Here is a 19,203-nt window from a genome sequence, read left to right as displayed (position 1 = left end):
CATGCCAATATTGACTGATGATGAAATTAAAATGTTAATAAACGCAGAGTGCCATGATCCTTTTATCTATCTTGGTTTAAGAAAATTAGATGAAAAAAATCTTATTGTGAGAACTATTCAACCTTTTGCAAAAGAAGCTTATTTGATAACACAAGATAAGAAAATCAAACTAGATAAAATACATCCTAGCGGGCTTTTTGAAAAAAAGATAGAAGGAACAGAGTTTTTTGAATATGAATTTGAATATGTTGCCCAGGATGGACATAAATGGCGTACTGTCGATCCCTATTCTTTTCTACCTGTTATTTCTGAATATGATAGGTATCTATTTAATGAAGGGAATCATTATAAGATATATGAAAAATTAGGGGCACACCCTATGAAGATAAAGGGTGTAAATGGGGTATTATTTGCAACTTGGGCACCAAATGCCAAAAGGGTAAGTGTGGTAGGTAATTTTAATAATTGGGACGGAAGAGTTCATCAAATGAGAGTACTTGGTGTATCAGGCATTTGGGAAATCTTCATTCCAAATGTAGTGGAAGGGGATTTATATAAATTTGAAATTAAAACTCAAAATGGTGAGATACTTCTAAAAACAGATCCTTACGGAACCTATTTTGAAGTTCGACCTAACACTGCTGCTATAGTTTATGATGTAGACGATAAGCATAAGTGGCAGGATGAAGAATGGATGGAAAAAAGGGAAGGAATTAATTGGTTTGAAGAACCTATCTCGATATATGAAGTTCATTTGGGTTCATGGGCAAGAAAAGATGGAAATGAATTTTTAAATTATAGAGATTTAGCTCAAAAATTAGTTAAACATGTTAAAGAACATAATTTCACACATATTGAATTACTTCCTATAGCAGAACATCCTTTGGATATATCATGGGGTTATCAAGTCACTGGTTATTTTGCTCCAACAAGCAGATTTGGTAAACCCGAAGATTTTATGTATTTTGTTGATGTAATGCATCAAAATAATATAGGAGTCTTTATTGATTGGGTTCCTGGACATTTTCCAAAAGATTCGTTTGCTTTGGGTAGATTTGATGGGACAGCGCTATATGAACATTTTGATCCAAGGCTTGGAGAACATAAAGATTGGGGGACATATATATTTAATTATGGAAGGTACGAAGTAAAGAATTTCTTGTTATCCAATGCATTATTTTGGTTGGAAAAGTATCATATTGATGGATTAAGGGTAGATGCCGTTGCATCTATGGTTTATTTAGATTATAGTAGAAAAGATGGAGAATGGATACCTAATAAATATGGTGGAAGAGAAAATTTAGAAGCAATTGATTTTTTAAAACAATTAAATACAGTTGCTTACCAGTATTTTCCTGGAATCTTAACAATAGCAGAAGAGTCCACAGCTTTTCCTGGTGTAACAAAACCAGTTCACTTGGGAGGATTAGGGTTTTCATTTAAATGGAATATGGGTTGGATGAATGACACTTTAAGGTATTTTAGTAAGGATCCTATATTTCGAAAATATCATCAAAACGATCTGACGTTTTCTTTACTTTATGCCTTTTCAGAAAATTTTATCCTCTCTATATCACATGATGAAGTAGTTTACGGGAAAAGGTCTCTTTTAGAAAAGATGCCAGGGGATGATTGGCAAAAATTTGCTAATCTTAGGTTATTTTATTCTTATATGTATGCACATCCTGGTAAAAAGTTACTTTTTATGGGTGCGGAAATTGCTCAAAGAAAAGAGTGGGATTGTTTGCACAGTTTAGATTGGCATTTGCTACAATATGAACCTCATGAGAAAACTAGTGTTTTTTTAAAGGATTTGAACAAGATATATAAAAAATATAAATCACTTTTTGAGGTAGATCATAGTTATGATGGATTTGAATGGATAGATTTTAATGATACAGAAAACAGTGTTATCTCTTTTGTCAGAAAATCTAAAAATCAAGAAGAATTAATAGTTTGCATTTTTAATTTCACACCTGTACCGAGAGAAAATTATAGAATAGGAGTACCCAAAAAAGGTGTTTATCAAGAGATATTAAATAGCGACTGGAAAGAATACTATGGCAGTGGAATTGATAATCCAAAAGAGGTTTATTCACAAGATGTTCCAATGCATGGAAGAGAACAATCCATCATTTTGACTTTACCACCATTGGCTGGTATGTATTTTAAATATATAATAAAATGAATATAATGGAGAAGATGTAATATATGATGTTAAAAGCTTATGGGAAAGTTAATCTCTACTTAGATGTAATAAAAAAAAGGGACGATGGATACCATGATATATTAACCTTGTTTCAATCCATAAAAGAACACGATATTATTTATGTGGATTTTTCTGAAAAAGAATTTTTTGAAAGTGAACCAGAGTTGTCAATACCCTGGAAAGATAACATATTAAAACAAACAATAGAAATATTTAAAAAAGAAACCGGTATTTATGATTTTAACTTAAAAATAAAATTAGTAAAAAAACTCCCGCTTGGAGGGGGCGTTGGCGGCGGAAGTGCAGATTCCGCTGCTCTTTTAAGATTTTTAGCGAAAAATTTTAATATATCAGAAAGAGATATATTTGATATTGCCAAAAAAATAGGAAGTGATGTTCCTTTTCTATTAAATGGAGGAACCGCCATAGGAAGAGGTAAAGGAGATATTTTAGAGTATTTGGAACCGTTAGATATTAATATAAAATTATATCCGATGCCTTTAAGAATAGACACTAAAAAGATGTATGAACTATTGGATCAGCAATGGAAAGAAATAAAGCATAAAGGGGACCCCCATCTTCTATATTGTTCGTTAAAAAACAAAAACGTTGAAGTTGCTAAAAAAAACGCCTTCAACGTATTTGAACAAATTGTTTTTAAAATAAATCCTCAATTGCAAGAACAAAAACATGAGATAGAAAAAGAAAAAGGTACTATTTTTGCACTTATGAGCGGAACAGGAAGCACTATATTTAGAGTTTGTGAGTGAAATTATCAAATATGTTGCTTATCCAATTTATAGACAAAAGCTATGATTTCTGCAGCTATTTCATAAAGTTCAGAAGGTATTTCATCATCTAAATCAATACCATAGAAATCTTCTACAGCTTTTTCATTTTTGATAATGGGTATATTTTCCTTTTCAGCGATCTCCAGAATTCTTTGGGCTATCAGATCCATGCCTTTTGCTACTACTTTTGGTGCATTATCTACTCCTTTTTTATACCGTAATGCAACAACCTTCTTTTTCTCCATTATCTTTATCTCGCTTTTAAAGATAAAAAATCTTTTAGGGTTTTTATTATGTAGTCGATATCTCTTTTGGTAACCCAGTAATTTGTTACAAACCTAAACATTCCATTTTCAGGGGGATTAATTTTTATACCTTTATCCAAAAAGTAACTTACCATCTCTTCAACATTATCAATGTTCAAAGTGAAAAAAACCATATTAATTTGGATATCATCCAAATTGATAGATATTTCTGGAATTTTGCTCAATTCTTTTCCCATATATCTTGCATTTTCATGGTCTTCATGTAAGCGATCTCTCATTTTTTCTAGTGCAACTAATCCTGCTGCGGCTAAAAAACCTGCTTGTCTCATACCCCCGCCCATAAGTTTTCTTTTTTTCTTTGCCTTTTCAATAAATGACTTACTTCCTGCGACCATCGAACCAACAGGTGCGCATAACCCCTTGGATAAACAGAACATTATTGAATCACAATACTGTGTAATCTCTTTTGGATCAACTTTCAAATAAGTTGAGGCATTAAATATTCTTGCTCCATCTAAATGAACAGGGATTTTATTTTCTTTTGCTATTTCATGAATTTCTTTCATATTCTCAAGTGGGATAACTCTTCCGTTTGAGTGAGCGTTTTCTAAGCAAATTAACCCTGTTGAAGGAAAATGAATATCTTCTTCACCTTTCCTAATTTTACTCCTTACTTCTTGAGGAGACATAATGCCTTTATCACTTTTAATAGTCCTTAGTTGAACTCCAGCTATTACAGATGAAGCCCCAACTTCATGAATAACTATATGGCAACTATCATCTAAGATGACCTCATTTCCTCTTTCACAATGAGTGAAGATAGAAAGTTGATTTCCAAAAGTACCGCTAGGGACAAATAGAGCAGCTTCTTTTCCAACAATTTCAGCTGCATAAACCTCTAATTTTTTTATTGTAGGGTCCTCATCGTAAACATCATCTCCAACTACTGCATTATACATGGCGTCTCTCATCTCTTGAGTAGGTTGAGTTACTGTATCGCTTCTGATATCGATATATTTCATTTAAAATTCACCTCTTTATCATTTTCCTGCAAGAAGACTCCCACTTCTGTAAGTGGGTGATGAATTGCAGTTATAAAACATACTAAATCCTTTCCTAAACATATAGGGCTTAACTAAATCTGTTTTAACTGGCTTAGACATTTCCATTAGCTTAATATATTCACCTTTGTTCTGTACACCTTGAACTGAATATTTTTTGCTCTCAAAGGTAACAATATCTTTAGGCTGATAAGCGTATCTTTGCTTACGAATATTTCTTCTGCCTTTTGATTTTTTAGCTCCACGATACTTATGAAGATTTTCTTCATTTAAGTTTTTGTTCCGTGTCCTTCTACCACAGAAAAGCTCTTGTCCTGTTTTAATAGACTTATCTCTTATATCAACATATTTTGCATCATAGAACTTTTCGAGTGAACGATTGTTTCTCCTAATTTGCTCAAAATAGATAGGTTCTATTCTCTGTTGATTAATTCCACCTGCTATGCAAAATGCATCGTTATAATGTGTCTTTTCCAAACCAAGACTTACTCTTTTGGATTTTGTAATATAACCGTAAGTGTAGTCACACATCAGCGCATTGACCAATTTCCATCTTATAGTAGACATAAATGTTGCGTCCTTTAATGGTTTTTGAACAGGCTTCATTCCATACAATTTACCTCCATCAAGGTAAGTCAGGCCGAAGCCTGTAGGTCCACATCGCCAATGTTATAGCAGGTTTAATGGTAACAGCACTTCTCCTACCCCTCAGAGATGTTTAACCATTACCCTCAGAGCATGGGACTTGTGGAGCATCCCACGGTGACTATATATTCTGCTATAACTAATCATTAGCAAAAGCTAATGACATAGGCTAATCAACCGAGCTTGTATTTCTACAAGCCCCCGCCTCTAGGGGCGGTGGGTAATTGACATATGTTTTTACTTTATAATTCTTTTGTATTTATAGGTTTTGTAAAATGGACAATTATTTTGTCAGAAAAAGAAGTTAACAAAATAACCAATATCATTAAAATTGCTCCTATTAATTGAAGATATGAAAATCTTTCCTTAAGAAATATAAAAGAAAATAATGAAGCAAAAATAGGTTCTCCAATGAATATAAGAACAGTTGAATTAGAGCCAACAACTTTTTGATACTTCACTTGAACAAAATTAACTAAAACTGTGGCAATTATAGATGTGTATAATGTTGTTGCGATAATAGTGTTAGTTAAACTCCAATTAGAATTAAATGAGAGGAGTAAATTGATAACAGCTGCAAAAAGAAATTGATAAGCTAACAGCGAGGTTTCTTGAACTTTTTTAGAAAATTTAGTAATCAACACAATATGAAGTGCGAACAAAACGGCACCTATAAAAGTTAAAAAATCGCCAAAATTAAATCCTGATATACCTCCAAAAAGCATATAAGAACCAAGTAAAGATAAGGGGAAACATATCCATTGAATTAAATTTGGTTTTTCTTTTTCAATTAAGAAGGAAATTATCGGAGTAAATGGAATATAAAGGGATGTTATAAAGCCACTTTTAGATGCATCAGTAAAATTAATACCATAAGTTTGAAGAGCGTGACCTAATCCAAGGATGACTCCTAATATCATACCGTATTTAAACGATTGCTTTCTCCAAATTATAAATGAAAATATTCCAGCTATAAAAAATCTGACAAATAAATAAGGAAATGTATACTCGTCTGTCAAAACTGCTTTGTGAAGTGGAAAAGTGCTTCCCCATATTAGAGTCACTAAAAATAAGTTTATATATGCTTTATATTTTTGTTGCAATAGTATACCTCCACGTTAAAATGATAAAATATTAATTAAGTTGTTTTAAATGTTGGGGATATGTATCTATTTTACCATATAATTTATCAAATATTTTCTTTTTTGAAGGAATTGATTATTTTGTTTTGAACTATTATAGGTTTTATAACAAATAATATATATGTTGCAATATTAGTATTTTGTTGTATAATTGTAGAAAAGAAAAAAGGGGGACATTAACTTCAGATTAAAAAATCCAACCATAGGTTTTGTTGAATCTTTAGAAATCTCAGATTTTATTAAAGAATTTTCTTCAGAAGAAGAGGTAAAAATATGGGTTGGGACTGATAGCCACTCGAGAAATGGAAATGTGGTATTTGCAACTGCTATCGTTATTTATAAAACAGGAAGTGGTGGAACTTACTTTTATTATCTTACTCGAGAAAATAAAAGATATGATATGTATAATAGACTTATTAAAGAAGCGGAACTAAGCTTAGAAACAGCAAAGTTTCTAGAAGAAGAATTACAGTTAAAAAGGCCTGAAATACACTTAGATATTGGTTTGAACGGAAAATCAAAAGATATTTTTAATTCTTTAACAGGATATGTAAAAGGTCTTGGATATGATTGTAAGACAAAACCGTATTCTTTCGCTGCAACAAATATTGCCCATATTTATACTAAATAATATAAAATATTGGGTAAGTTAAAAGACATATAATGTTAACCTAAAATTATAATTATTCTGTTGATTAATCTTTTATTATTTGATATAATCTGTCTACACAAGTTTGTGTAGACAGATATGTTTAAATTATGGTTTCTTCAATCTTTAGGAGCATGAAATAATGGCTAAGAATAAAGTACCTATTTATAAGATTATCGCCGACGAAATAACCACTAGGATATATGAAGGAGTATATTCCTTAAATTCTTATCTCCCTTCAGAAAACGAATTGGCCGAAGAATTTCACGTCACTAGAACAACTATTAGAAAAGTTTTAGAAGTGTTAAAACATCAAGGTACAATAAAAAGTTATCCTGGTAGAGGATACAAAGTTCAATCATTACTATGGGAGCAGAGTTTACTTAAATTTTATAGTTTTGGTAGAAGCATAGCAACGAAGATTGAGAATTCTAAAACGAAGCTTATTTCTATTAACAAAGTTGACGGATTAGGAGACGTTGATAAATTTGAACAATTAGAATTATGGGAAATAACAAGGATTGGAATGGTGGGGGAGATCCCTCTAATTTTAGAAACTTCTTACATACCTTGTGATTACCTTAAAAAAGTTGATAATAAAAAACTTCTTCAAACCAAGTCTTTATATGATGTATTAGAAAGAGAAGGAATAAGGTGTGTCAGAGCCAAAGAGTATCTAGAACCAGTTTTACCTTCCTTAGAGGCTCAAAAACTTTTAGAAGTAGAAGAAAATGTGCCTCTCTTTCAAACAACTCGATATACATATGATTCTGATGATAGATTCGTGGAGTTCAGAGAAAGTTTAATTAGAGCTGATTACTTCAAATTTTACACTGAATTGAGTTTATAGTAGGAAGATCATATTTTAATTACTATAACTAAATTTAAAAAATAAATTTACTTCCCATGGGGTTTTATATATTTTCCCCTTTTTTTTATATAAATTTTTTAATAGAGATCACAGGAGACGATTTAATGACAACGAAAAAAGAAAAAAATAAATTATTCAGTATGTTTATAACCTTTTTAAAAATTGGCCTATTCACTTTCGGTGGAGGGTATGCTATGATTCCGCTGATGGAAAAGGAAATAGTAGATAATAATAAATGGCTTGAAAAGGAGAAATTTACAGAAACTGTTTCGTTAACTCAAACAATTCCAGGATCTGTATCAGTAAATTTATCTATTTTATTAGGATATAATATAGAAGGCATAATAGGTTCAATAGTCTCTGCAATAGGTGTTATTTTGCCTTCCTTTGTTATTATTTTATTAATTGCTCTTGCTCTAACAAATTTAGGAGAATTAGCTTTATTAGAAAAGGCATTTAATGGAATAAGACCGGCTGTTGCTGCATTTATTTTATATGCTGCATTTAGTCTTTCAAAAAGTATTAAATGGTCCACTGTTTTATTTCTAGTTTTTTTAATTTCTTTTTTATTAACAACCATTTTTAGTGTAAATCCAATTTATATAATAGCAGGAGCCTTTATAATAGGTTCTTTAAGTAATAGAATAAAAAATAAAGATAAATAATCATTGAAGAGAAGGGATTATCAACGATGCTTACTTTGCTAAAATTGTTTGGGACATTTTTTGAAATAGGTTTATTTGGATTTGGTGGTGGGTACGTAATAATTCCACTCATCCAAGAGCATTTGGTTAAGAATAATTGGATGAGTATTGAAGAATTTTTAAACCTTATAGCGATTGCTGAAGTAACCCCCGGTTCTATTTCCATAAATAGTGCAACTTACGTTGGATATAAGGTATATGGCTTTATAGGTTCTATAGTTGCAACTTTGGGGGTTGTTACACCATCTTTGCTTATAGGACTTAGTGTAGCTGCTTTTTTTAAAAATGGAACTGGGGATACCCAACAAAATATTCTTAAATTTTTATCCCCAGCAGTGATAGGTTTAATTTTAGGATCAGGATTTACTATAGGATTTACAAATATTACAACTCTAATTAATTTGTTGACTTTCATAATAGTTTTATTATTGTTGATATTTACTGATGTAAATCCGATGGTAATTATTATCGTAACGGCATTAATAGGTATAGTATTTGGATAAAAATTAACCAACAATAACTTTAAGGGTTTGAGGTAAAATTTCAAAATGAAATGGTGAATGTCCTAAAGATTCGCCATCAACCTCTAAATAGAGTTTTTCTTGTGAATAAACGTCAATTGTTTTTGCTCTAAAAGTTTTTACTGATGGGTTTTTTATAAAAGAGCCGTTATATAACCCTCTCAAATTAGCTAGAATTTTTAAAATTGATATGTCATCAACTACCGTCAAGTTGAAAAGCCCATCATTATAAATTGCATTTGGTGTAAACATCATACCCCCACCACTGTATCTACATATTCCAATATTTAAGGTTAAAGCTTTATTATTATAGACAATATGCCCATCTGCAATTATATTCACAATTGTAGGTTCATATGAAAACAAAGTTTTAACAAGATTGATAGAATAGGAAAGACTTGTGGCTAGTCTTTCCTTTTTTCTATTAGCTTTATAAGTTACCTCAGCATCAAAACCCATTCCTGCAATATTTATAAAAAATCTCTCTTTTTCTTTTTTATTTTGAATATACCTGACTTTTCCTACATCTTGTAAAATATATTTTTCGTTTTTTAAAATATTTACAGATTCATTATAATCCTCTGGAATGCCAATTGTTTTTCTCCAATCATTACCTCTTCCGGTACCTATTGAACCTACAGCAATTTCAGTAGGTTCCACAAAATTCTGTATTAAGATTGCATTTACAATTTCATTTAAAGTGCCGTCTCCGCCTACAGAAACTAACTTTCTATATCCTTTTTCTATTCCTTTCATAGCTAATCTAAATCCATCAAAAGGCTTTTCTGTAAAAACATAGTCAAACTTAAGATCATTACTTTTTGTTAAAAGAGGATAAATCTTTTTCTCCCAAATTTTTAAAGATCTTCCACCACAAGCTTTTGGATTAACTATAAACAAAATTTTGTCCTCTATCATAAGCTATCATCTCGCCTTCAACTTATTTGACTAATTTTTATATGATATATCTTTTAATAAAATAAAAATCCCATCTATGGTTAACACACTGCTAAAAGCTATTGTTCCAAGTTTTCCACCTATTCCTCCAAGATTACAATAACTGCAAGTGAAAAAAATAGGTACTATGAAAGAAATCAAAATCATTTTATACCAATTCTCTCTCTTTTTTGAACTCATTCCAGCAAATGTAGCAGCCATAATAACCGAAGGTGATATGTTTTTTAAATCAGGAATTATTACAGGCAAGATTAAAGCACCTATCAAACTTATTAAAGCAGATGATAAAACAGGATCTAAAGAAAAATAATTGTAAAGGACATAGGTAGTTATTGCACCTATAAAACTAATTAATAATAATTCGTATCCAATTTGATAATTAAATGAAGATTGTAAAAGAGTTAAATCAAAAATTAAATAAGTAATAAGCCACGAACTAAAAGCTATTGTCCCTAATTTTCCTCCAGCTCCCACAAATATTTCTTTAGATAATTCATAAATAAATCCCGCAATTATACAAGCAGCACAAATATGATAAAAATTATGAGAAAAATCAGGAGAAATCATGCCTACAAAGGCTCCAGTATATATAGGTAAAGAGTACTTAGGAAAAAAGATAGAACCAATAATTCCGATTAAACTGGCTGCAATGATTGAACCTTGGCTTAAATATATGTTCAAAAAATAAGTTGAAAGTGCACCACCGAAAACACACAAAAGAGACAAAAAATTGAAAGTAGTTTTAGTTTTTGAAGATTTTTTTATGGCTTTAAATTCAGTAAAAATAGCATATAAGATGCTAAAACCAAACACTAACAAAAGAAAAAAAGCAGTTAAACTAAACTTGAAAGAAAAAATAATTGAATAAATTACTAAATACAGCATAGAAGCACTCAATATAAAAAAAGAAATATATCTAGCCCACATACAGATCCACCCCTCAAAGTATTTAATACCAACAACACAAAATAATTCTATCATAAAATATTCTTAGTTTCCACTTACAAGAAAAGTCATTTTTAGAATTTATATTGAAAAAAGTCTCTATTTAGTTATAGAAAGCAAGCTACTCATTTCTCAGATCTATTTGAGAATTAAATACAGTATAATTGTATATTGAATATATAATTAATTGAATAATTAAAACAAAAAAGCTACAAGAATAATTAAAAGAAAAATAAATTTAATAATGGCTTTTTTCAGAAAATAAGCATTTGTATTTATAGTGGGTTCAGGACATAGGCTCCTTTCTTTTTCTCGGTCAAATTCCGAAGAATTTAAAGTAATTCATTAATTGTGGATTATATAGGGACTTTATAAATCATAATTTTCAAGAAATCAAACATTTGAATTTTATAACGGGTCCAGGGCGTAACCCTCCCCCTGCCTTGGTACAAGTACCGAAAAATTCAAAAAATTCAGGATTAGTAAGGATTAGAACTGAGGAGGTATTTTGTAAGAAAAATCAATTCTAAAACATATATATAATCAGGATTTTGAAATTTCTAAAGTATGTAATTTTCTATTAAACGAGGAGGATAAAAAATATGTTGGAAAAATTACAAAGCATCACAAAAAATAAATTAGCAAATGGATTATGGTCAATAAAAAAGAATGAGGAAGTATCTTTATATCAAGTTCAAGAGATGTATTATTTTGAAGATCATGAAAGAAAATTTAAACCAGACTTTGATGACTCAATTAAATGGGGAAAAATTACAAGTGGGCAAAGATGGGGAGGATACGATAAGATTTTTTGGTTTAAAGCTGAAATAACCCTTCCCGAACATTTACAAGAAGGAAGGATTTTTTTAGTCCCCTCTCTTGCAAAAACTAGTAATTTAGATGTAGTTCCAAATTATCCAGAATCACTACTTTTCATTGATGGAATTGCACTTCAAGGTATCGATAAATATCACAAAGGTATATTTTTAGCTCAAAAATGGATAGAAAAGAGATCTTTCTCTATATATATTAGGTCTTGGACAGGATTAAGAGGGGAACTTGATTATACGTTTTTTGGCTTGGAATTTTTTGATGTAAATCCTGTTGCACAAAAATATTATTTCTTGGCGAAAAACGTCTTAGATACAATTGAAGAATTAGATAAAAATGATATTGCCAATTCAAGGTTGTTAAATATTTTGAACGATTCATATAAAAAAATAAATTTTGCTTATCCTCGATCTCAAGAATACTATGATTCTATAGATGAAGCGCTTACTTGCCTTCAAGAAGGGCTCGGGAAATTAAATTTTCTAAAAAGGGAAATCCCTAGGGTTATTGTAACTGGTCATTCTCATATAGATATGGCATGGTTATGGAGGGTTCTTCATACTAGAGAAAAAGCACAAAGAACATTTGCAACTGTTTTAAATTTAATGGAAGAATATCCCGAATATACATTTATTCATTCTTCTCCATGCCTATATAAATATTTTAAAAAAGATTATCCGGAATTATACGAAAAGGTTAAAGAAAAAATAAAAGAAGGAAAATGGGAAGCAACAGGTGGCATGTGGGTCGAATCTGATTCAAATATTTCACCTGCTGAATTTCTTATAAGGCAAATTTTATTTGGGAAGAGATTTTTAAGAGAAGAATTCGGAGTAGACTCAAAAGTTGTTTGGCTACCAGATGCATTTGGATACACATATTCTTTGCCTCAAATAATTAAAAAATCAGGGATGAAATATTTTGCTACTACCAAAATAAGTTGGAACGAAATAAACAGGTTTCCATTCGACACTTTTTGGTGGAAAGGAATAGATGGAACGGAAATATTAGCTCATTTTATAACTACACCAGATGAAAATAATTATTTTTATACATACAATGGTATGCTAGAACCGTTTACTGTACAAGGCATATGGGACAACTACAAGCAAAAAGATATAAACGAAGAGCTGCTTTTAGTTTTTGGCTGGGGAGACGGTGGAGGAGGTCCAACGTTTGAAATGTTAGAAAACTATGAAGCCATGAAGCAAATTCCCGTGTTAAACGATATTGAAATGGGAAGTGTGGAAAAATACTTTGAACGATTAGAAAAACGAATACAAAATGAAAATGTTCCTGTTTGGGACGACGAACTTTACTTTGAACTTCATAGAGGTACCTATACTTCTCAAGCTTTTATAAAAAGAGATAATAGAAAGTCAGAGGTTTTATATCACAACGCAGAATTCATAAATTCAGTTGCTAAGTCTTTGTTTGATGATTATGAATATCCTAAAGATTCATTAAATGAGGGATGGGAATTACTTCTTTTAAATCAATTTCACGATATTTTGCCAGGTTCTTCTATCAGAGAAGTATACGAGGACGCTCGAAAAGATTTTGAAAAAATAAAAGGAATTGCCAATAATGAAATACAGAAAGCAATCTCTTTGATTTCAAATCATATAAAAACCCAAGAGGATAGTGTTGTACTTTTTAATACTACAAATTTTGAAAGAGAAGAGCTTATTGAATTAGAAAATGGGAAAAAAGCTATAATAAAAGGTATACCTCCCCTAGGCTATAAAACTGTAAGTTTGTCTGAAATAGAAGAATCAAATTCAGAGAATGAAAAAATAAAGGTTAGCAGGGATATTATAGAAAACAAATTCTATATAATAGAATTTAATGAAAGAGGACAAATCAAGAGATTATATGATAAAGAAAATCAAAGAGAAGTATTAGAAGAAGGAAAATGTGGTAATGTATTACAAGCTTTTGAGGATAGACCATACTTTTTTGATGCTTGGGATATCTCGCCATATTTTAATGAAAAGATGAAGGAAGTTACAGATTTAGTGGAAGTAGAAGTAGAAGAAAGTGACAATTATAGAGGTATATTAAAATTTACCTGGAAATTTTATGAGTCAAAAATCGAACAAAGAGTTATAGTTTACAATCATTCAAGAAGGATAGATTTTGATACAAAAATTGATTGGAAAGAAAAGCAAATTCTTTTAAAGGCGGCATTTCCTGTTAATATTAGAAGTACAAAAGCAACTTATAATATCCAATTTGGTAATATAGAACGATCAACAACAAATAATACTAGTTATGATATTGCGAAATTTGAGGTTCCTGCACAAAAATGGGCAGATTTATCAGAAGGTAACTATGGTGTTTCTATCCTAAACGACTGTAAGTATGGTTATGATATAAAAGATAATATTATGAGAATAACTCTTTTAAGATCTCCGGTAGATCCTGATGAAACGGCTGATAGAACAGAACATAGATTTGTATATAGTCTTTTGCCTCATTATAAAACGTGGAGAGAAGCTCAGGTAATTGAAGAAGCATATAAACTTAATTATCCAGTTATTGTAGAAAAAACTGATATGAATAAAAAAGGAAAATTGCCCAACAGTTTTTCTTTCTTTAAAATTAGTGATTCTGATATAATAGTTGAGACTATTAAAAAGGCCGAAGATGATAATTCTATAATTATTAGAGTTTACGAAAGTAAAGGTAATAGAAAACAAGGTGTATCATTAACCTTCTATAAAAATATAAAAAATGCGTGGGAAACAAACTTAATTGAAGAAGAAGGAAAACAAATATCTTTTGAAGATAACAAGATAGTATTTAATATAAACCCATATGAAATAAAAACGTTTAAAGTAGATCTATAACAATTTTGCTTTTGAAATAGTTTATAAATTTCAAATGATACTTGTGTGTCTTCATTCAACATTTTAGGAGCTTCAAATAATGAAAAATTCAAAATTACGGGTATGCAGTTTTAACATACGTTATGACAATATATTAGATTTTGGAGTAAGATCATGGAAATGCAGACGAAACATAGTAGTTGGACTGTTAAAGTATCATAATATGGATTTGATAGGATTTCAAGAAGTATTAAAAAATCAATTGGAATATTTAAGTGATTATTTAGATGAGTATGATTATGTTGGAGTCGGAAGAGAAGATGGCATAGATAAAGGAGAATTCGTTCCTATATTTTACAAGAAAGATAAATTCATACTAGAGAAATGGGGAACGTTTTGGTTATCTGATACACCTGAAGTTAAGGGTAGTATAGGTTGGGATGCAGCATGTGTAAGGATTACAACATGGGCTAAATTTACATTGAAAGATGTGAACAATTCTCTTCTTTTCTTCAATACTCATTTTGACCATTTTGGGCATAAAGCGATGTTAAACAGCGCCTATTTATTACTCGAAAAAGTTAAAAATATTGCTAAGGATGTTCCTGTAATTATAGTTGGGGATTTTAACAACACAGAAGATAGTTTGGTATATAAAATTTTAACCGAAAAAGCAGAAAAAGATTTGAGAATTACTGATTCAAAATATGTAAGTCTTAATGGCCATTATGGATGTAGCTTTAGTTTTCATGATTTTAATGCTGCAAAAATTATTTATAAGCTGTCAAATTCAAAGAGAAACAAAGACAAAAAGATGAAATATCTTATAGATTATATTTTCATAAAAAACAATATTAAGGTTATAAATCATGGTATTTTGCCTGATAATTGTGACGGCATTTTTCCGTCTGATCATATGCCAGTTATATGTGATTTAGAGATTCTTTCAAATTCCCCTGATTAATTTCAGGGGAATTGTTAAATAAACAGCATTAAGGGATCAAATAATTATTTATTGGTGCATTGAAATTTTACATTTAGAAGAACAATAAGGTAGAATTTTCTTTGACTTTAGTATAAGTACTAAATAATTTAAAAATTGAAAGATAGACGGATTCCCAGTTTTAAAATTTATAAAGAGTCTATTCATTTCATGTTAGGAGGATAATTTATGATACCAGTTCCTAAGAAGCTTACTTTACTTGAAGGGATTTTTGAAATACCTGATAAAGGAAAGATTTATACTTCAGTAGATACCTTTAAGTTAGCAGAATTAGTAAAAAGCATTTTTTCTGAAAAAAAACTAGAACTTACAACCTATAATGACGGCACATCAATTATTGAACTTATGATTGACGGAAACGTAGTGAACAGTTCACAAGGATATAAAATGAGAATTATAAAATCAAAAATTATAATTATTGGGGCGACACATCAAGGACTATTTTATGGAATCCAGACATTAAAACAACTATTTAGAGAGCATGGTTATCAAATTCCTTCAATGATAATTGAAGACGAACCTGCTTTTAAAAATCGTGGTTTTATGCTAGATATAAGTAGAGATAGAGTACCTACGATAAGTACTCTTAAAAGTTTGATTGATATATTAGCTGAGCTAAAATACAATCAATTTCAGTTATACACAGAGCATACCTTTGCATATACTAATCATGAAATTGTATGGAAGGACTATTCTCCATTAACTTCTCAAGATATTCTTGAACTTGACAATTATTGTAAAGAAAGATACATAGAATTAGTTCCAAACCAAAATTCTTTTGGACATATGGAAAAATGGCTAAGTCATGAAGAATATAAATATTTAGCAGAAGCTCCTAATGGTTTTATTAAACCATGGGGAGAAAAGTCAGGACCCTTTTCTCTATCTCCTGCTGTTCCTGAATCCATCAAATTTGTCAATAGTTTATTTGATGAGCTTTTACCTAACTTTACAAGCACAAAAGTAAATGTTGGTGGTGACGAAACATTTGATTTAGGGTTAGGTCGCTCTAAAGAACTTTGTGAAAATCTTGGAAAAGGGAGAGTTTACTTAAACTTTTTGCTAGATATATATAAAATAATTAAAAAACATGATAGAACAATGATGTTTTGGGGAGACATAATAAAAAATTATCCTGAACATGTAGAAGAGCTGCCTGATGATGTTATTTCATTAATATGGGGATATGAAGCCAATCATCCTTTTGAAAAAGAATGCTCTCTCTTTGCAGAAAAAGGTTTGACATTTTACGTTTGTCCTGGAACTTCTTCTTGGAATTCTTTTGTTGGAAGAAGTGATAATGCTCTAGAAAATATAGAAAACGCTGTTTTAAATGGGAAAAATTTAGGTGCAAGTGGAGTACTTCTCACTGATTGGGGTGATAATGGTCATCCACAACATTTACCTTGTTCAGTTATTGGTTTAGGATACTCCTCAACACTTGGATGGAATCCCTCAAATAAGCCTTTTATTAACGAGTTTTTGAAAGATATAAATATCCATGTTTTTCATGTTAAAGATGACATTTCCCAAATATTATACAATTTAGGTAATCTTTACAAAAATATTGGAGTTGAAATTCATAATTCAACCCCTTATTTTTTAGCGTTATTATTTCCTGAAAGAATTATAAGTTCAAACGAGATGAACAATGTGAATGTTGAAGGAGTTAAAAAATCAATTGATTTAGCAGAAGAGATTATACAAGAATTATTTAAAATAAGAAATAATTCCGACAAAAAATTGCTAATAGATCAAATAATAAATAATACTGAAATGGCTATTCTTGGAATGAAAGTGATTCTACTTATTAAAAAATATATGAATATTGTATCAATTCCAGAAAATGAATGGATAATTTTTAAAAAGGAATTAAATAGTGTAATTAATGATTATCAAAAATTGTGGCTATCTGTAAATAGACCTGGAGGACTAGAAGATAGCCTGAAGAAACTATCTAAAATTTTACAGTTGAGAAATTAATTATATAGGCGGAGAATATTCTCCGCCTAATTTATTTATACGTGATTAAAGCCATTCTCTTTCTAAGTAATGAGTATGTAATAACTTGTGAGCCTTGTCACTACCAGGTTTTTCTAAGTACTCATTGTATAGTCTTAATATGTATGGATTTTCGTGCGATTTTCTAATTACTTTTGTTCTATCGATTACATTCAGGGCATCTATTCTTTTTTTAATGACCTCAAAATTTCCATGATGATAAGGTTGACCTCCTCCACCAACGCAACCACCTGGACAGGCCATAATTTCAATCAAATGTAGATCTATTTTTTTGTTTCTTATCGCTTCTAACAATTTTCGAGCGTTTCCTAAACCATAGGCTACACCAATTTTTATGATTTGGCCGTTAATTTCTACTTCTGCAACTCTTAAAGATTCATAGCCGTGTAGTGCCTGAAATTCGACTGTTTTTAATTCTTTTCCAGTTAACCATTCATATGTAGTTCTTAAAGCTGCTTCTGCAACACCTCCTGTTCTACCGAAGATTGCAGCTGCACCTGTAGATTCTCCAAGAGGATTGTCATAAGCCCTTTCTGGCACAGTTGTAAAGTTAATTCCTGCTTCTTTTATCATTTTTGCTAATTCTCTGGTTGTTAAAACATAGTCAACATCTTTATAATCTGGGCTAGAGTTTATTTCTTTTCGAGAAGCTTCGTATTTTTTGGCTAAACAAGGCATAATAGAAACTACTGTAATATCTTTTGGATCAAGATTAGCTTTTTGGGCGTAAAAACTTTTTACAATAGCGCCAAACATTTGTTGAGGGGACTTTGCAGAAGAAGGCATTTCTATTAAATCTGGGAATTGATGTTCTAAAAACTTTATCCAACCAGGACAACATGAAGTCAGCATAGGCAAAAAGCCATCATTTTCAAGTCTTTCTTTGAATTCTGTAGCTTCTTCGATTATAGTAAGGTCAGCTCCAAAATTTGTATCAAAAACTTTATCAAATCCCAACAATTTTAACGCCCCAACTAACTTTCCTGTAGAAATAGTGCCTGGTTCAAATCCAAACTCTTCTGCCAAAGCTACTCTAACAGCAGGTGCTGTTTGAACTACAACATGCTTTTTTTCGTTTACTAAATCTTTCCATACATAATCTATATATGAATCCTCTTCTAATGCACCTGTTGGGCAAACAGCAACACATTGACCACAGAAAGTACAAGCAGTCTCTTCTAAAGGTAAATCAAAAGTAGGTTTAATAACCGCATTGAAACCTCTGTTAACAGCAGATAATACGCCTACAGTTTGAAAATCATTGCACATTGTTTCGCATCTCCGACACATAATACATTTATTAGGATCCCTTATAATTGCCTTTGAAATATCTTGCTTATAGTTTGTAGTTTTTCCTGTGAATGGATTTTTCACTATATTTAGTTCAGATGCAATTCTTTGAAGATCACACTCACCATTTTTGGGACATTGTAAACAATCTTGTGGATGATCTGATAGAAGTAATTGAATAGCGGTTCTTCTTGCTTCAACAGCTTGCCTTGAAAGTGTGTTAATTCTTAATCCTTCTGAAACAGGTGTAGTACAAGCAGGGGCTAACGATTTTCTACCCTCTATTTCAACCATACAAACCCTACACGATGAAGGCTTGTTTTCTATGTTAATATCTTTTAAATTCAGATAGCATAAAGTTGGTATGTAACCACCAAACTTTTGAACTGCAGTCAAAACAGTATCGTTTTCAGAAGCTTCAAACTCATCTCCATTTATATAAATCTTGGGCATCTAAATATTACC

17 protein-coding genes are annotated in these 19,203 nt (G+C 30.8%); 10 read left to right on the top strand and 7 right to left on the bottom strand.

The window, feature by feature from the left end; all coding sequences use genetic code 11:
- Position 1 precedes the first annotated feature (1 nt).
- Together glgB and ispE are read left to right on the top strand one after the other, a co-directional pair.
- Entirely contained in the window at positions 2–2,188 is a 2,187-nt protein-coding gene (gene glgB, locus DTL3_RS01160) for a 1,4-alpha-glucan branching protein GlgB (protein WP_045087168.1), read from the top strand.
- A gap of 23 nt (positions 2,189–2,211) precedes the next feature.
- A complete protein-coding gene (gene ispE / locus DTL3_RS01155) occupies positions 2,212–2,979 on the top strand; it encodes a 4-(cytidine 5'-diphospho)-2-C-methyl-D-erythritol kinase (protein ID WP_045087167.1) in 768 nt (255 codons plus the stop codon).
- Positions 2,980–2,984: 5 nt separating this feature from the next.
- Here ispE and DTL3_RS01150 read toward each other — a convergent pair whose 3' ends face one another.
- The 4 genes from DTL3_RS01150 to DTL3_RS01135 all read right to left on the bottom strand — a co-directional run bounded on the left by DTL3_RS01150 (position 2,985) and on the right by DTL3_RS01135 (position 6,075).
- On the bottom strand, positions 2,985–3,245 hold the full coding sequence (locus tag DTL3_RS01150; RefSeq protein ID WP_052670215.1) for an EscU/YscU/HrcU family type III secretion system export apparatus switch protein: 261 nt from the start codon (positions 3,243–3,245) through the stop codon (positions 2,985–2,987).
- Positions 3,246–3,250: 5 nt separating this feature from the next.
- Complete coding sequence (ltaE, locus tag DTL3_RS01145) at positions 3,251–4,288, bottom strand: low-specificity L-threonine aldolase (RefSeq protein WP_045087165.1); 1,038 nt, start codon at positions 4,286–4,288, stop codon at positions 3,251–3,253.
- A gap of 18 nt (positions 4,289–4,306) precedes the next feature.
- Positions 4,307–4,933, bottom strand: coding sequence for a hypothetical protein (locus DTL3_RS01140; protein ID WP_144403449.1), 627 nt, complete (start codon positions 4,931–4,933; stop codon positions 4,307–4,309).
- Positions 4,934–5,214: 281 nt separating this feature from the next.
- The gene (locus DTL3_RS01135) at positions 5,215–6,075 is read right to left on the bottom strand and encodes a DMT family transporter (protein ID WP_045087164.1); all 861 of its coding nucleotides are present in this window, start codon (positions 6,073–6,075) and stop codon (positions 5,215–5,217) included.
- Between the two features lie 214 nt (positions 6,076–6,289).
- Here DTL3_RS01135 and DTL3_RS01130 point away from each other — a divergent pair, with 214 nt between their 5' ends.
- The 4 genes from DTL3_RS01130 (at position 6,290) to DTL3_RS01115 (ending at position 8,841) form a co-directional block, all read left to right on the top strand.
- Positions 6,290–6,745 carry a ribonuclease H-like YkuK family protein gene (locus tag DTL3_RS01130; protein WP_045087163.1) on the top strand — a complete coding sequence of 152 codons (456 nt, stop codon included), beginning with the start codon at positions 6,290–6,292 and terminating at the stop codon, positions 6,743–6,745.
- Between the two features lie 160 nt (positions 6,746–6,905).
- On the top strand, positions 6,906–7,613 hold the full coding sequence (locus tag DTL3_RS01125; RefSeq protein ID WP_045087162.1) for a GntR family transcriptional regulator: 708 nt from the start codon (positions 6,906–6,908) through the stop codon (positions 7,611–7,613).
- Between the two features lie 125 nt (positions 7,614–7,738).
- A complete protein-coding gene (locus DTL3_RS01120; RefSeq protein WP_052670208.1) occupies positions 7,739–8,299 on the top strand; it encodes a chromate transporter in 561 nt (186 codons plus the stop codon).
- 26 nt (positions 8,300–8,325) lie between these two features.
- Positions 8,326–8,841 carry a chromate transporter gene (locus DTL3_RS01115; RefSeq protein ID WP_045087161.1) on the top strand — a complete coding sequence of 172 codons (516 nt, stop codon included), beginning with the start codon at positions 8,326–8,328 and terminating at the stop codon, positions 8,839–8,841.
- A 3-nt stretch (positions 8,842–8,844) separates the two neighbouring features.
- On the opposite strand, the gene DTL3_RS01110 is transcribed toward DTL3_RS01115, so the two are convergent.
- Together DTL3_RS01110 and DTL3_RS01105 are read right to left on the bottom strand one after the other, a co-directional pair.
- On the bottom strand, positions 8,845–9,777 hold the full coding sequence (locus DTL3_RS01110; RefSeq protein WP_084217071.1) for a diacylglycerol/lipid kinase family protein: 933 nt from the start codon (positions 9,775–9,777) through the stop codon (positions 8,845–8,847).
- A gap of 30 nt (positions 9,778–9,807) precedes the next feature.
- Complete coding sequence (locus DTL3_RS01105) at positions 9,808–10,497, bottom strand: hypothetical protein (RefSeq protein WP_231854020.1); 690 nt, start codon at positions 10,495–10,497, stop codon at positions 9,808–9,810.
- A 49-nt stretch (positions 10,498–10,546) separates the two neighbouring features.
- On the opposite strand from DTL3_RS01105, the gene DTL3_RS09745 reads away from it, so the two are divergent.
- From DTL3_RS09745 to DTL3_RS01090, 4 genes are all read left to right on the top strand, one after another.
- Positions 10,547–10,684 carry a hypothetical protein gene (locus DTL3_RS09745; RefSeq protein ID WP_231854019.1) on the top strand — a complete coding sequence of 46 codons (138 nt, stop codon included), beginning with the start codon at positions 10,547–10,549 and terminating at the stop codon, positions 10,682–10,684.
- Positions 10,685–11,363: 679 nt separating this feature from the next.
- The gene (locus DTL3_RS01100) at positions 11,364–14,444 is read left to right on the top strand and encodes an alpha-mannosidase (RefSeq protein WP_052670206.1); all 3,081 of its coding nucleotides are present in this window, start codon (positions 11,364–11,366) and stop codon (positions 14,442–14,444) included.
- A gap of 79 nt (positions 14,445–14,523) precedes the next feature.
- Positions 14,524–15,387: an endonuclease/exonuclease/phosphatase family protein gene (locus DTL3_RS01095; protein ID WP_045087158.1), complete on the top strand. Its 864-nt coding sequence runs from the start codon at positions 14,524–14,526 to the stop codon at positions 15,385–15,387.
- 207 nt (positions 15,388–15,594) lie between these two features.
- Positions 15,595–17,409: a beta-N-acetylhexosaminidase gene (locus tag DTL3_RS01090; RefSeq protein WP_045087157.1), complete on the top strand. Its 1,815-nt coding sequence runs from the start codon at positions 15,595–15,597 to the stop codon at positions 17,407–17,409.
- A 45-nt stretch (positions 17,410–17,454) separates the two neighbouring features.
- Here DTL3_RS01090 and DTL3_RS01085 read toward each other — a convergent pair whose 3' ends face one another.
- Complete coding sequence (locus DTL3_RS01085; RefSeq protein WP_045087156.1) at positions 17,455–19,191, bottom strand: NADH-dependent [FeFe] hydrogenase, group A6; 1,737 nt, start codon at positions 19,189–19,191, stop codon at positions 17,455–17,457.
- Between the last annotated feature and the right edge of the window lie 12 nt (positions 19,192–19,203).

Origin of the sequence: Defluviitoga tunisiensis (assembly GCF_000953715.1) — a bacterium.
Classification (GTDB): domain Bacteria; phylum Thermotogota; class Thermotogae; order Petrotogales; family Petrotogaceae; genus Defluviitoga; species Defluviitoga tunisiensis.
The sequence above is the reverse complement of the archived record's forward strand: the minus strand, read 5'-3'. Positions and strand labels throughout refer to the sequence as shown.

Excerpts from the sequence above, each read along its gene's own strand:
- DTL3_RS01120 (WP_052670208.1), top strand. The coding sequence starts at position 7,739 with ATGACAACGAAAAAAGAAAAAAATAAATTATTCAGTATGTTTATAACC.
- DTL3_RS01140 (WP_144403449.1), bottom strand. The coding sequence starts at position 4,933 with ATGAAGCCTGTTCAAAAACCATTAAAGGACGCAACATTTATGTCTACT.
- DTL3_RS01085 (WP_045087156.1), bottom strand. The coding sequence starts at position 19,191 with ATGCCCAAGATTTATATAAATGGAGATGAGTTTGAAGCTTCTGAAAAC.
- DTL3_RS01110 (WP_084217071.1), bottom strand. The coding sequence starts at position 9,777 with ATGATAGAGGACAAAATTTTGTTTATAGTTAATCCAAAAGCTTGTGGT.
- DTL3_RS01125 (WP_045087162.1), top strand. The coding sequence starts at position 6,906 with ATGGCTAAGAATAAAGTACCTATTTATAAGATTATCGCCGACGAAATA.
- ltaE (WP_045087165.1), bottom strand. The coding sequence starts at position 4,288 with ATGAAATATATCGATATCAGAAGCGATACAGTAACTCAACCTACTCAA.
- DTL3_RS01100 (WP_052670206.1), top strand. The coding sequence starts at position 11,364 with ATGTTGGAAAAATTACAAAGCATCACAAAAAATAAATTAGCAAATGGA.
- DTL3_RS01095 (WP_045087158.1), top strand. The coding sequence starts at position 14,524 with ATGAAAAATTCAAAATTACGGGTATGCAGTTTTAACATACGTTATGAC.
- DTL3_RS01115 (WP_045087161.1), top strand. The coding sequence starts at position 8,326 with ATGCTTACTTTGCTAAAATTGTTTGGGACATTTTTTGAAATAGGTTTA.
- DTL3_RS01150 (WP_052670215.1), bottom strand. The coding sequence starts at position 3,245 with ATGGAGAAAAAGAAGGTTGTTGCATTACGGTATAAAAAAGGAGTAGAT.
- glgB (WP_045087168.1), top strand. The coding sequence starts at position 2 with ATGCCAATATTGACTGATGATGAAATTAAAATGTTAATAAACGCAGAG.
- ispE (WP_045087167.1), top strand. The coding sequence starts at position 2,212 with ATGATGTTAAAAGCTTATGGGAAAGTTAATCTCTACTTAGATGTAATA.
- DTL3_RS01090 (WP_045087157.1), top strand. The coding sequence starts at position 15,595 with ATGATACCAGTTCCTAAGAAGCTTACTTTACTTGAAGGGATTTTTGAA.